Source organism: Mesorhizobium ciceri biovar biserrulae WSM1271 (genome assembly GCF_000185905.1).
Classification (GTDB): domain Bacteria; phylum Pseudomonadota; class Alphaproteobacteria; order Rhizobiales; family Rhizobiaceae; genus Mesorhizobium; species Mesorhizobium ciceri.
The window spans coordinates 6,026,066-6,038,500 of sequence record NC_014923.1 but is presented as its reverse complement, the minus strand read 5'-3'; the positions used below and the strand labels follow the sequence as shown (position 1 = coordinate 6,038,500).

Sequence of the window (12,435 nt, the reverse complement as noted above, 5' to 3'; positions counted from 1 at the left end):
GCCGTCAGGCGCCGTCGAAGGCGAGTTCCGGTTCCAGTGCCGGCTGGCGGGTGAAAATTGCAACAATCAGTTCGTCGGCGAGATCGCGCAGCGTCTTCTCGGCCGTGTCAATTTGCGCTGCCTTTTCCGACCGCGCGGTAGGGGCGAAAACGCGTCTGACGACCGTCGGCGAGCCACGCAAGCCGCACTTGGTGAGGTCCTCAATGCCCGCCTCGGCCGCACTCCATTTCACCACCTGCCTCCGCGCAGCGCTCAATGCGTCTTCGATCGAGCCCCGACGCATCTCGTTGGTGCCTTCCAGCATTGTGATGAGGCAAGGCAGCTTGCTCTTCAGCGTCTGCGTCCCACCCTCGCAACGACGCTCCACCGTGATCTCGCGCGCAGCAAGATCGATGGTAGCGATTCTCGCGACATAGGTGAGTTGGCTGAGATCGAGACGCTTGGCGATGCCGGGCCCGACTTGCGCGGTGTCGCCGTCGATCGTCTGCTTGCCCGTGAAGACCACGTCCGGCGTGCCGAAGGTTTCGCCGATCTTCGCGATTGCCTGGGAGAGAGCAAGTGATGTCGCCAGTGTGTCGGAACCGGCAAAATAGCGGTCGGTCAAAAGCACCGCGCGATCGGCGCCGTAGCCAAGCGCTTTGCGCAGGGAGTCCTCTGCCATGGGCGGACCCATGGTGAGCACGGTGACCTCGCCGCCATAAGCGTCGCGTAGCCTGAGAGCTTCTTCGAGGGCGAATAGGTCATAGGGGTTAATGATGGTCGGCACACCCTGGCGCATGATGGTGTTCGTCACCGGATGGACCCGTATCTGTGCCGAGTCCGGCACCTGCTTAATGCTGACGACGATGTGCATTGGCGTTTCTCTACGCTGTTATCCGGATGCGGGCTGGCGGTGCGAGTTCTTGGCTGCATCATTCGTGCCAAGTGCTTTGCGGCCCTGTTCCCCTAAGTTCGGGCTGCTCATTACGGATGGTGCCGTTGCGATCCCGAATTTGTCGACTTCTTGACATTGTCGCGTCGCGTCTATGTCGCGATCATTCCCTGCCGAACGGCTTCAGGACGGAATCGAAAGGAACGAAAGCGCGGCGTGTCGTGCAAGCTTTATCCGGATCGTGATCTTTGAGCACCTTGAAGACCCGGTGCGTGAGCGGCGAGGAAACCGCGAAGTCCCCGTAAGCCCGTTCCAGCAGGGCGCGCACGCGCGCGGCGATCACCTGGTCGGGCAGACCGGAGAAATCTTCCTCAGCAAGGTATTGTCCCACACGCTTCATGATATGAAGCCGTGAAACGTTGAGCACCTTCGGATCATAGGCGACGCCAAGGACAGAGAAGAACTCCTCCGCGGCCGACACTCCTTTCAGTCGCGTAACGATATCGGTGACATCGATGGGACGGCCGTCAGCGGAACAGGTCATTACATTCTCCCTTGTCGGAAAACTGTTGGGTCAAATACGAAAAACTCTGATCTACAGCCGCGAAAATCCGCAGTTTGATGACGAGGTGGGCTGAGCCAGCGAGGCCGCAAGGCTGGGCGCCCCGGTGCCCGGGCGTGGCGAACAGGCGCCATGCGCAGCGCCGAGCAGTGCGAGATGGGCTCGATTATTGCCGCATTGGCTCTCGATCTGCCGGGCTCCGACCTGGGTGGGACCGAGGTCTTGTTGCTGGCATCTATGAGGAGATCGGCCAGACGCGGCCGGATCATGCCCCTTGATCTCCGGAGGGCTTTGGAGGGCACAGCCCCGACGATCGGCTTGGTGGCGGCTGTCGGTCGGCGTGACGCCTGCGCCACCTTGGCTGCCAGGGCGGGCAATGCGGTCAGGTCGATGCCAGCATGTGCGTGCTGGAGGACAGCCAACGCGGCGGCCACCTCTTCCAGCGCGGCATTGCCCCCGCGCTCGCTGAGTCCAAGGAGGGTGACCGAGGCATGGCGCGCGCCGGCGCGGATCGCCGCCAGCTGGGCGACAAGCTCGAAGGTCGAAAAGGGGTCGAGAACGCCGGCTGTGTCAGCCAGCCTCACGCGCCTTGCGCCGGCGCGCGCCGCCGTCATGATAACGCGCCCGAGATGATCCCGGTCGGCCCGTGAAGCATCCTCGCAGCCAACGGCGACGGAGGAGCCGCTGGCGGCTGCGCGCCCGACCATATGTTCGATAAGCTGGAGCGCTCCCGCCCGATCGAGGCCGAGCTTGGTGGCAAGTTGGATGTTCGATGCAGAAAACGACAGATTGACGGCCCGGACCCCGCTCTCGATCGCTGCTTCGAGATCCGGTGAGGTCATCCGGCACCAGGCCGTGAGCCGCACCGAGAGGCTGCGCGCGACCTCGTCGGCGCCCATTGCCGGCGTGCCGATCTCGATCTCAGGGACGCCGGCTGCTGCAAGCGACTCAGCGATCTCAAGTTTTTCCGCCACGGTGAAGGCAACGCCGGGTGCCTGCTCGCCGTCGCGCAGAGTCGTATCCTTGAGAAAGACCTGACTGCTCATGAATGGTCGCCGGAGCTTCCGGCGCTGAGACAGGGACCGCATTGAAGGTCTTCGGCACTCCGCCCTTCCGGCGCAGAACTGAGGGACGCGCGCAGCTTCTCCACCATGGCAGGCAAGACCTCGAGCACCCGGTCCACGTCGTCTTGGTCGTTGTCACGCGAGAACGAGAAACGGACCGCCCCATGTGGGATGTTCATCGCCCTCAGCACATGGCTCGGCTGTGCACAGCCAGAGGTGCAGGCGGAGCCTGAGGAACAGGCGATACCCACGCGGTTGAGGAGATGCAGGATTCCATCACCTTCGATACGTTCGAAGGCGATGTTTGCGGTGTTCGGCAAGCGCTCGACGGGATCGCCGTTGACGAAGGTGTTTGGTACACGCTGAAGAATCCCGTTCTCCAGCCGGTCGCGTAGCCACTTTATCCGTGTGGTCTCATCATCCATGAATTTCAGGGCGAGTTCGGCTGCCCTGCCGAGCCCGACTATGCCGGGCGTGTTTTCGGTTCCCGCACGCCGGTCTCTCTCTTGGTGACCGCCTTTGATCAGCGAGTGGAAGCGCACACCGCGCTTGAGGAAAAGTGCGCCGACGCCTTTCGGTCCATGCAATTTATGGCTGGAGAGCGATAGCATGTCGATAGCGGTCGATTTCAGGTCCATAGGGAGCTTGCCGACCGCCTGCACGGCATCGGTGTGGAAAAGGGCGCCGACTTCCTTCGCCAATTCGGCGAGCTTTGCGACGGGGAAGATCGTACCAGTTTCGTTGTTGGCCCACATGATCGAGACGATTGCCACGTTTGAGCTGAGGGCTGCCCGGTAAGCGTCAATGTCGAGCCGGCCATGGTGATCCACCGGGATCCTGTGCACCTTGACCCGGCGCGTCTGCTCAAGATGTGCGCAGAGCGCCAGCACTGCGGGATGTTCAACGGCGGACGTCACGATTTCTGTTCGGTCAGGCATCACCTCGAGCGCCGAAAGAATGGCCGCGTTGTCGCTTTCCGTCCCACCCGAGGTGAAGGTGATCTCGTCATCAAACGCCGCGCCGATCAGCGCCTGCAGCTGCCGCCGCGCGTTTCTCAACGCGGCGCCGGCAAGGGTGCCAAGACCGTGCGCCGACGAAGGGTTGCCGAATTGATCCGTAAGGAAGGGCAACATCGCTTGAACGACCTCGGGATCGACCCGTGTCGTTGCGTTGTTGTCGAGATAGAGAACTGTCATGGGTGTGGTCTCCAATCGAGCGGAATGACGTTAAGCGCAAGGACTCATCGCGCTTGCAGCCGCCGTTGATAGCCGAGACGATCCAGAGCCGGTGCAGCACCCACAAATTGATTTAGACCGGCGCCGCCGTCGCGATCGACGAGCTCACCTCCCGGGCCCTCTCTCCTGCTTCGACGATCAGCTGAAGGACTTGCCGCATGAGCACTTCGCTCGCGCGTTAGGGTTATCGAAGACAAAGCCGGAGGATTCGAGCCCCGTGACGAAGTCGACGGTCATGCCGGCGACATGCGGTTGGGAGCCGGCGTCTAAGAACACCTTGATCCCATCTGTCTCGAGGATCGCGTCGCCCTCGCGCGGGACGCTCTCCAAACCGATTGAGTATTTGAAGCCGGAGCAGCCGCCGGGCTGAACCATGATGCGAAAGCCTTCTGCGGGCTCAGTAGCGGCGGAAAGAGCGGTCTTGACCGCGGCAACGGCCTTGTCGGTGAGCGTAATCATGGCTCGCTTATCCTGGTGCGTGACGATTTTGCGGATCACCATGCATGGTCCGTGCCAATGGGAAAAGCGGCGCTGGAACAGTGCGACATCGCTAACACTGCCGCGATTCCGGTTCGGAATTGCTGCGAAGGCGTCCGGCAATCGACACGTATTGTCGAATTTGTCGCGTCCGCCACAGGGGCTGGGCCCGAGTTCCCGCCGAGCTGGCACGTAAGCCAGTTTCCGAGATGCTTTCGGCAAATTGGCACGAGTTTTGAGGCTCCCTTTTGGCGAGGACTAACGCTCCTGACCGACAGTATGGGCAAGCAGAGGTAAGACATGCACCAGCGCGAGAAACCTTCGCCAGAGAGAATCCGGCGGGCACGCGAAGACAGCCCCAAAATCCGCGACCGCGATCTCGCTGGCCAATTGGGCATCTCGGAAGCGGAGCTCTCCGCGGCACATTGCGGTTTTGGCACTGTGCGCATCGAGCCACGCGTCAATGTTGTTCTAACCGCTCTCGAGGCGGTCGGCGAGGTAATGGCGCTGACCAGCAATGATAGTGCCGTGCATGAGAAGATAGGCATCTACGACAAGGTGCTCACCGGCAACCATCACGCCATGGTGCTCGGCAATGACATTGATCTGCGCATCTTCCCGAAGGTGTGGGCGCATGGCTTTGCCGTCGAGACACGCGAAGGCGGGGAGATCCGCCGCAGCCTGCAATTTTTCGACGCCGCAGGCGAGGCAGTGCACAAGGTGCATCTGAGGCCGTCCTCAAACCTCTGTGCCTATCAAAGACTGACAGACGAGCTCCAATCCTCGAACCAGGAGCCGATTGTATCGGTTAAGACGAGGTCAGCCGAAAACGAGGCAAAGATTCCGGACCAAGCCGCTACCATCGACGACCTGCGGGAGCACTGGAGCCAGCTGACCGACGTACACCAGTTCTTCGGCATGCTCAAGACGCTGAACCTCAGGCGCCGCCGGGCGGTCCGCATGGTCGGCCAGGACTACGCCTGGCTGCTTGACAATGCTGCAATTGGCGGCATGTTCCATCGTGTCGCCGAGGACGAGATGCCGATCATGTGCTTTGTCGGCAATCCTGGCTGCATCCAGATCCATTCCGGCCCGATCAAGTTGGTCAGGCAGATCGGGCCTTGCATCAACGTACTCGACGCCACTTTCCACCTGCATCTCAGGACCCAGCACATCCGCGAGGTTTGGGCCGTGCGCAAGCCGACCAGGGACGGCCACGTCACGTCACTCGAAGCCTATGGCGCCGACGGCAATATGATCATCCAGTTTTTCGGGACGCGCAGGGAAGGCGAGCCCGAGCGCGACGACTGGCGGTTACTGACCGAGAACCTGCCGCGCTTTACCAATTCAACCGCCGCTTGAGGTAGGACCGATGCATATTGATTTCCGTTTTCGCTCGGCGTCCGCGCCGCTACTCTGGATTCTGCTGACCACCTCTCCGCCTGCCGAGGCCAACGAGAGCACAGCTGTCTTTTGCGACCCGTCGCGGATCGCCTCGACCGTAGTCTCCAGCCCCAGAGCGCTACACCCGTGGCGAGCTAGCCCTCAATGGTTCCGTTGCGATGTCCCAGAACCGGAAGCTGCCCCTGGTCTAATGCGTCAGCTGTACGTCGATCGAACGTCCAACATCCCGGCCCTGTACGGCGCCGGGTGGCATCAAGTGGTCGAGGTGAAATCGATCGGTCCCCTCGTCCAGTTTCCAGAGGGATGGCTCCACAAAGGCGTGCTCGAATGATCCATAAGGTCGGCAACCCCGTCGGCGTCTAATGCCAAGTCCGCAAGGGTAGCGTGCGAGATGGATGCAAAGCTGAACGCCGCCCGAAGCAGACCGTATCATCAAAGAACGCCAGCGCATCCTGTTCGTGCTATCGGAGCAGGGCAGTTAGATTCTCGGCCCGGGGCGGCGACGCAGCAGACCACGGCCTGGTTGCCGGTACGACGAGTGCGGTCGAGGATTTCTCCGGCGAGCAGCAGCTGTCCGACGAGGCGATCGTCACCGCCAGGCGAGGTGATCCTGACGCAGAAGAATGTCGGGGCGCAATCTTCAGAGCTCAGCCGTTTGCGGCCTCGCGATAGCCTCGGCGGATGTAGGCCTTCTTCTCACGAGCGCGCAGGCTCATCATGGTCAGCGATCGTTCCTGCGAACTGATCGCTGTCAGCAAATCCAACCTTGCCTGCGAACCGTCGATTACCACCGCAAAGCCGCTCGCTCCCTACAGCGCTGGTGGAGAGCGCGCTCGCGAGCGGCTTCGCTACCGCCGAGCCACACCCGGTCTGGGAGGGACCTCGTTCGATCCTTAGGCAGCTTCCACCAGGCTCCTCGTTAGCTTCTATGCGCAACGTTGTCATGTCTGGAACGGACAAGAATGTCGAAAGCCCTACCAGGCGTCGCCCCATACCGGGTCGCCACTACGATATATGAGCGGGCGCCAACGGTGCCCCTATTCGGCACGCGATTTGCTCAATGTCATCTGAGGCGATGTCGGCAGTGCGTCACGCAGCTCAGCGGTATCTCAGTCGAGCGCGTAAACGCCTGAACGCAGGAGAACCAAATGGTAGCCAACCCGGTTCCAGATCATGTCCCCCCGGAAATGGTGGGCGACTTCAGTCTTTTTACCTCGCCATGCATGTCCCCGACGCCCAACGGCGATCCGCACGCAGCAGTCGCTTGCGTGCATGCCGGGCCGCCGATCTTTTATTCGCCTTGGAACACGCGGGCCGGACAGGGTACTTGGGTCATCACTCGCGCGGCAGATCAGCGCCGGGTGCTGCAGGAGACCGAAGTCTTTTCCAGTCATCGCAGCATCTTCGCATCTGCATTGGGCGAAGACTGGCCGATGATCCCGCTCGAACTCGATCCACCGTACCATGGAGTCTTTCGCTCACTGCTCAATCCGCTGCTTTCGCCACAGCGTGTAGCGGAATTTGAACCAACTATCCGCGAGCGAGCGATAACGCTCATCGACAGCATCGCCTCGCGGGGCACGAGCTGCGACGTGATGAAGGATTTCGCCTTTCCCTTCGCGGTCAACATCTTCCTTCGCTTTCTCGGACTGCCGGATCACCGTCTCGATACATTTGTCGGCTGGGCGAAAGATCTGCTCCACGGCGACGATCTGAGACGGCCGGCGGCTGCTCGGACTATTGTGGCGTTCATCGACGAACTGGCGGCCATGCGCCGCAAAGAGCCCGTCGACGACTTCATGAGCTTCATCGTGCATGCACAGGTCGAGGGTCGCGGGCTGACGGACCAGGAGGTCCGTGGCATTGGCGTGCTTACCTTCGTTGCGGGGCTCGACACCGTCGCTGCAGCCATTGGCTTCGACTTGGCCTATCTCGCGCGCAACCTCGAAGATCAGGAATTGCTGCGGAACGAACCGGACCGGATTGTGCTCGCAGCCGAAGAGTTGCTGCGCGCCTATCCGAGCGTTCAGATGATCCGTGTGGCACGGAAAGATATCGATTTCAAAGGCGCGCCGATCCGCAAGGGAGACTTTGTTTCCTGCGCCACGATGATTGCAAATCGTGACCCCACGGAATTTGAGGCCCCCAACACGGTCGATCTGACGCGAGAGGGCAACCCTCACGCCGCCTTTGGCTATGGTCCCCACCGCTGCCTTGGCTCTCATCTCGCCCGGCGGGAAATTGTCGTTGGGCTGGAGGAGTGGATGGCGCGCATACCGCCCTTTCGGATCAAGGAGGCAACAGCACCCATCACCCATGGCGGCCATGTGTTCGGGATCGAAAATCTGGTCCTGGATTGGGCTCGACCAAGGCCGCGCGGAACTGGGCACATACGTGGGAAGTAGCCGTGCGCATTATCGTTCACAAAGCCAGGTGCCAGGGTCATGCGCAATGCTCGGCGCGAGCGCCGGCAGTCTTCAAGCTGGATGAGGCGGGCTACATCCTACCTGGCGACATTGATGTTGCGGATGGGGAGCAACTGCTTGCGGCAGATGGGGTGCGATCCTGCCCCGAACTAGCGCTGGAAATAGACGATCCGCCTGCTGCGCGCCTAGTAGCCGAGGCCACGCGCAAACGGAAGACTCCGCTCCCGGAACAACTCAGAACCCCGGAATTTGCGACTATGGACCACGCAAAAACTACCGAACTACTCGACCGTGAGGCGATCCGCGACTGTCTGTATCGGTACTGCCGCGGGATAGACCGCGCCGATGAGGCAGCGCTGCGTAGCGCCTACTGGCCTGATGCACATGACAATCACGGGGCCTATCGCGGCTCGGCCGAGGGCTTCATTCGGTTTGCGCTCGGTGTGTTCAAGACCGGACCGCGCAACATCCATCAGATCACGAACGTCCTTGTCGAATTCATCAAACCGGCTCAGGCCGCAGTCGAGAGCTATTTCACCGCGCTGCAACGCGGACCGGACAAAGACGGAGAAATGCGCCAGATGCTGCTAAGCGGGCGCTACTGCGATCTGTTTCAAAAGAGGGCAGGCGAGTGGCGGATTGCCGATCGGACCGTCGTCTACGATTGGCTCGAGGAGCAGGTCCCAGCTGCGGTGCTTGAGACCGAACGGTTCGGCCCGCGACAGCCGATTGGAGCACCGTATCCGAACGATCCGGTCTACGCGATCGGAAAGCATCGCGTTGCTTCTCGCGATAATGCGTTCCCAGCTCCGAACGGGAAAACACATCGGTGGGACGATAATTTATGACAACTCTGCTACGCCACAGCAAGCTTAGCGACACCCTGCGCGGTAAAGATGCGGCCGCCAGGGTAGCCTTTCTGCCCCGCGACAGCGTGACCGCGACAGCGCTCTGGTCTGAGGCCACGAGCGCGCCGAGGCCGGTCTACATCGATTTGCTGGACTTTGGCAGAGCCGCTCATCGAGGCAAGCACCTGTGCTTGAGGCGTCGGACACACATTCGGCTATCCAACCGAGAGTTGGATCGCAGCCAATGGGGAGGACGCCTGTCTGGGAACGCACGCGACCGGCACCAGCACAGGGTGCTCTACGGGGGCGCACCATTCCGCCGCACCACGTCGAGGACAGAGAATTCAGAGACTCCTGGAGAAAGTTCCCATGAAGCATGCAGGACGGGTCGTCATCATAACAGGCGCCGCGGGCGGAATCGGCCGTGCCCTGGTCGATGTTCTTGCCGCAGATCAAGACACTATCGTTGCGGTGGACCTTCCTGGGAGCGGCGTGTTTGAACTGGCCCGCGATCTCGGCGAGCAGCACCTTGGCCTCGAGTGCGATGTCTCGCGAGAGGGAGATATCCTCGCGCTCTATGGCCGGGTCGAAGCACAGTTCGGGCAGATCGACGTCCTCATCAACAACGCCGCGGTGGGACCCAATGTGGCTGCCACTGTCGACACCGATGTCGACGCCTTCCGACGCCGCCTGGCAGTAAACCTGATTGGGCCGTTCCTCATGGCGCGCGAGGCGGCGAGGCGCATGAGGCCGGGAGGTGCCATCGTCAACGTCGCTTCGATGTCGGGCGTGGCCAGCAATCCCAGACGCCATGCCTACGCAGCCTCGAAAGCAGGCCTGATCTCGTTGACAAAGTCGCTTGCATGCGAATGGGCTTCTCGCGGCATCCGCGTGACGGCGGTAGCGCCGGGCTGCGTGCGCACGCCTATGACTGCAGAGCTGGAACGAGCAGGCAAAATGGACCTCTCGGCGATGCGCCGTCGCGTGCCAATGGGGCGCATGGCTCGGCCCGACGAGATCGCCCGGGCTGTGCGTTTTCTGGCAAGCGCACAGGCGCACTACGTCACGGGATCCGTGCTGGCGGTCGACGGCGGCTGGATGTCATTCAACCAACCTGGGGATGCCTGCCCTGAGGTGGAAGGCGTTCCCCTAAGCGAACTCTCCTGTCCGGCCCAACGCGCCGACGCGCGAGTGGTGCTCGTCACGGGTGGTGCGAACGGTATAGGCGCCGCCGTTGCTCGCCGTTTTGCCGCGAATGGTGATACCGTCGTGATCGCCGATAAAGACCGCACCGCGGCAACGCTCCTGGCTGCACTGCTTGGCGGAAAGAACATCGCGAAATCGGTAGATGTGGCCGTCGAGGCCGAGGTGGTGGCGCTGTTTGAGGAACTGAGGGAGCGCTTCGGGGGCGTCGATATCCTCGTCAACGGTGCTTCTGTCGTCGACACTTTTGTGGCTGGGATCGAACAAATGCCTGCAGACATCGAACGTGTCCTGCATGTCAATCTCACTGGCGCCTTCATTTGCGCGCGTGAAGCGATCAAAGCAATGCGCCCTGGCGGCGTGATCCTCAACCTCGGATCGATCAACAGTTTTCTGCCCTTCGCGCCGCGTCACGCCTACGGTGCCTCGAAGGCGGCGATGGACATGCTGACCCGATGCATGGCGGCCGAACTGGGGCCCGCCGGCATTCGCACAGCCACCGTCGCTCCTGGCTATATCCGCACTCCCGCCATTAGCGAGTTGGCGAAAACCGGCCATATCGACTTGGCAACGATCGGCCGACGGATCCCTTTGGGCAGGATGGGAAGGCCGGAAGACGTTGCAGATGCAGCGTTTTTCCTGGCTTCCTCCGACGCCTCATACATCAACGGCTCGATCCTCTATGTGGACGGCGGCTGGACCGCGTTCGGTGACGCAGGAAACGCCAGCGAACTCTACGACGAATGCTTTGCGGAGGCGGGTGTTTGAACGTCGACCATCGCTACGCAACCGGGCGCCGTCCATGAAAGCGGAGACCCTGGCTTGGGACGCGCCCGCGGCGCGGCCCCGATCCAAGATGTCGGCGGGGCAACGTCCCTCGGTATGGGGGCTCTCGCGCGTGCCTGCAACCGCGGATCGCAAAACTGCTTATCGTAACACTATGCCCCTGCCAGGCGCCCGATCCGAGGCAATCGCGTGTCTCGGATGAGCGCAGTTCCAAATTCGCCACCATCAGCAAACAAGGAAACATAGTGGAATTCGCCACCTTCATCCTGGCCGCCCAACGTGGGTATCATCAATCCCCCGAGATCGTTATCCGAAACTCGATCGAACAGGCCATCGTTTCGGAACAGGCCGGCTTCGGCACAGCCTGGTTCGCAGAACACCACTTCAACAACTACAGCCTGATCCCGTCGCCGTTGATGATGGTGGCCCACTGCGCCGGAGTGACGAGCACCATTCGCCTCGGCACTGCCGTCTGCGTTCTGCCGCTCTACAAACCGCAGCGTCTGCTCTCCGAGATCGGATTCGCCGATATCCTTGCGAACGGTCGCCTGGAACTCGGCGTCGGCTCTGGATACCAACAGTTCGAGTTCGAGCGCTTCGGCGTCAGTATCGATGAGGCGCCGGCCATCTTTTCGGAACACCTCGATATCCTTTTGAAGGGTCTCAACCAGAACATCTTCGAGCACGATGGCCACTATGAGAAAATACCCCCGACAGCGATTTCAGTATCCACCGTCCAAAGGCCGGCACCGCCCATCTGGATGGCCGGCGGGCCGGCCCGCATGAAACGGGCCTACCGAGAGGGTCACAATTTCTTTGTCACCGCATTCCACGACGGCCTGGCGAGCTTGAGCACGTTGCGCGGAGCAATCAAGGAGGCGGCGGCTTCCGAGGACAGGAATGTGACGGACGCCAGGATATCGCTGTTGCGTTGCTGCTACGCCAGCGATGACGAGGAGGAGATCAAAAGCTATCTCGACAACGCCCGTTTCCAGCGCCGCCTGTCCGAGGCGCTGCATCAGCGCCGGCAGCAGAGCCACGACGGCTATCTGCTGCAGGAAACGCCCACCCAGCAGGATCTGTCCTTCGGGGCAATGCGCAACAACCTGCCGATCGGCAGTGTGAATCGCGTGATTGATCGCTTGCTGGAAGAGATCGACATTCTGAATCCGGATCAGATCGCTATCCAGACCCAGTTGGGGGATTTCGACCAAAAGCTAATGCTGCGCCAGATCGAACTCTGGGGAGACAAGATCATTCCCGCAATCAACAAGGCGCTGGGTTATGCGCGCGTTTGAATTCATAAGGGGTCCAACTTCGTGCCGCAGCTTCTTTTTCGTTCCACTCGGCATAAACGATTTCAAATGGCACGTTCATGAACGGAACTTGGCGTGCTTTCGATGAGTGGCGCTGCCGTCACCTGGACGGCCCCAGATGGGGTTCCCCACTATCTCGCCTGCCGACGGGCGAGCCTTCACGGCTAACCCGTCGCTTCAGGACCTGCTCGCGCCGTCAGCCAATTTCACGGCGTCGTGTCCTGGGTGAAATTCTCGCCTGCC

Annotated in this window: 10 protein-coding genes and 1 pseudogene; 6 read left to right on the top strand and 5 right to left on the bottom strand. The window is 61.3% G+C overall.

Annotated features, from left to right (window positions below; all coding sequences use genetic code 11):
* Nucleotides 1–4: 4 nt before the first annotated feature.
* From MESCI_RS29150 to MESCI_RS29130, 5 genes are all read right to left on the bottom strand, one after another.
* Nucleotides 5–853, bottom strand: coding sequence for an electron transfer flavoprotein subunit beta/FixA family protein (locus tag MESCI_RS29150; protein ID WP_013533507.1), 849 nt, complete (start codon nucleotides 851–853; stop codon nucleotides 5–7).
* Between the two features lie 181 nt (nucleotides 854–1,034).
* Nucleotides 1,035–1,415 (bottom strand): nitrogenase stabilizing/protective protein NifW, encoded by a 381-nt coding sequence (gene nifW, locus MESCI_RS29145; RefSeq protein WP_013533506.1) that lies wholly within the window; start codon nucleotides 1,413–1,415, stop codon nucleotides 1,035–1,037.
* The gene (locus MESCI_RS29140) at nucleotides 1,415–2,479 is read right to left on the bottom strand and encodes a beta/alpha barrel domain-containing protein (RefSeq protein ID WP_013533505.1); all 1,065 of its coding nucleotides are present in this window, start codon (nucleotides 2,477–2,479) and stop codon (nucleotides 1,415–1,417) included. The genes nifW and MESCI_RS29140 overlap by 1 nt, the downstream gene beginning before the upstream one ends.
* On the bottom strand, nucleotides 2,476–3,693 hold the full coding sequence (nifS, locus tag MESCI_RS29135; RefSeq protein WP_013533504.1) for a cysteine desulfurase NifS: 1,218 nt from the start codon (nucleotides 3,691–3,693) through the stop codon (nucleotides 2,476–2,478). The genes MESCI_RS29140 and nifS overlap by 4 nt, the downstream gene beginning before the upstream one ends.
* 177 nt (nucleotides 3,694–3,870) lie before the next feature.
* Complete coding sequence (locus MESCI_RS29130; RefSeq protein ID WP_013533503.1) at nucleotides 3,871–4,191, bottom strand: HesB/IscA family protein; 321 nt, start codon at nucleotides 4,189–4,191, stop codon at nucleotides 3,871–3,873.
* A gap of 318 nt (nucleotides 4,192–4,509) precedes the next feature.
* Here MESCI_RS29130 and MESCI_RS29125 point away from each other — a divergent pair, with 318 nt between their 5' ends.
* From MESCI_RS29125 to MESCI_RS29105, 6 genes and pseudogenes are all read left to right on the top strand, one after another.
* A complete protein-coding gene (locus MESCI_RS29125) occupies nucleotides 4,510–5,571 on the top strand; it encodes a hemin-degrading factor (protein WP_013533502.1) in 1,062 nt (353 codons plus the stop codon).
* Between the two features lie 1,190 nt (nucleotides 5,572–6,761).
* Nucleotides 6,762–8,018: a cytochrome P450 gene (locus MESCI_RS29120; protein WP_013533500.1), complete on the top strand. Its 1,257-nt coding sequence runs from the start codon at nucleotides 6,762–6,764 to the stop codon at nucleotides 8,016–8,018.
* Between the two features lie 2 nt (nucleotides 8,019–8,020).
* Nucleotides 8,021–8,191: pseudogene (locus MESCI_RS32895) on the top strand (ferredoxin); the annotation flags it as partial.
* A 105-nt stretch (nucleotides 8,192–8,296) separates the two neighbouring features.
* Complete coding sequence (locus MESCI_RS29115; protein WP_013897121.1) at nucleotides 8,297–8,887, top strand: nuclear transport factor 2 family protein; 591 nt, start codon at nucleotides 8,297–8,299, stop codon at nucleotides 8,885–8,887.
* 369 nt (nucleotides 8,888–9,256) lie between these two features.
* Nucleotides 9,257–10,858: an SDR family oxidoreductase gene (locus tag MESCI_RS29110; RefSeq protein WP_013533498.1), complete on the top strand. Its 1,602-nt coding sequence runs from the start codon at nucleotides 9,257–9,259 to the stop codon at nucleotides 10,856–10,858.
* Between the two features lie 263 nt (nucleotides 10,859–11,121).
* Complete coding sequence (locus tag MESCI_RS29105; RefSeq protein ID WP_013533497.1) at nucleotides 11,122–12,174, top strand: LLM class flavin-dependent oxidoreductase; 1,053 nt, start codon at nucleotides 11,122–11,124, stop codon at nucleotides 12,172–12,174.
* Nucleotides 12,175–12,435: the final 261 nt, after the last annotated feature.

Coding starts and splice junctions, on each gene's coding strand:
- MESCI_RS29115 (WP_013897121.1), top strand. CDS start 8,297: ATGGACCACGCAAAAACTACCGAACTACTCGACCGTGAGGCGATCCGC.
- MESCI_RS29140 (WP_013533505.1), bottom strand. CDS start 2,479: ATGAGCAGTCAGGTCTTTCTCAAGGATACGACTCTGCGCGACGGCGAG.
- nifW (WP_013533506.1), bottom strand. CDS start 1,415: ATGACCTGTTCCGCTGACGGCCGTCCCATCGATGTCACCGATATCGTT.
- MESCI_RS29120 (WP_013533500.1), top strand. CDS start 6,762: ATGGTAGCCAACCCGGTTCCAGATCATGTCCCCCCGGAAATGGTGGGC.
- MESCI_RS29110 (WP_013533498.1), top strand. CDS start 9,257: ATGAAGCATGCAGGACGGGTCGTCATCATAACAGGCGCCGCGGGCGGA.
- MESCI_RS29130 (WP_013533503.1), bottom strand. CDS start 4,191: ATGATTACGCTCACCGACAAGGCCGTTGCCGCGGTCAAGACCGCTCTT.
- nifS (WP_013533504.1), bottom strand. CDS start 3,693: ATGACAGTTCTCTATCTCGACAACAACGCAACGACACGGGTCGATCCC.
- MESCI_RS29125 (WP_013533502.1), top strand. CDS start 4,510: ATGCACCAGCGCGAGAAACCTTCGCCAGAGAGAATCCGGCGGGCACGC.
- MESCI_RS29150 (WP_013533507.1), bottom strand. CDS start 853: ATGCACATCGTCGTCAGCATTAAGCAGGTGCCGGACTCGGCACAGATA.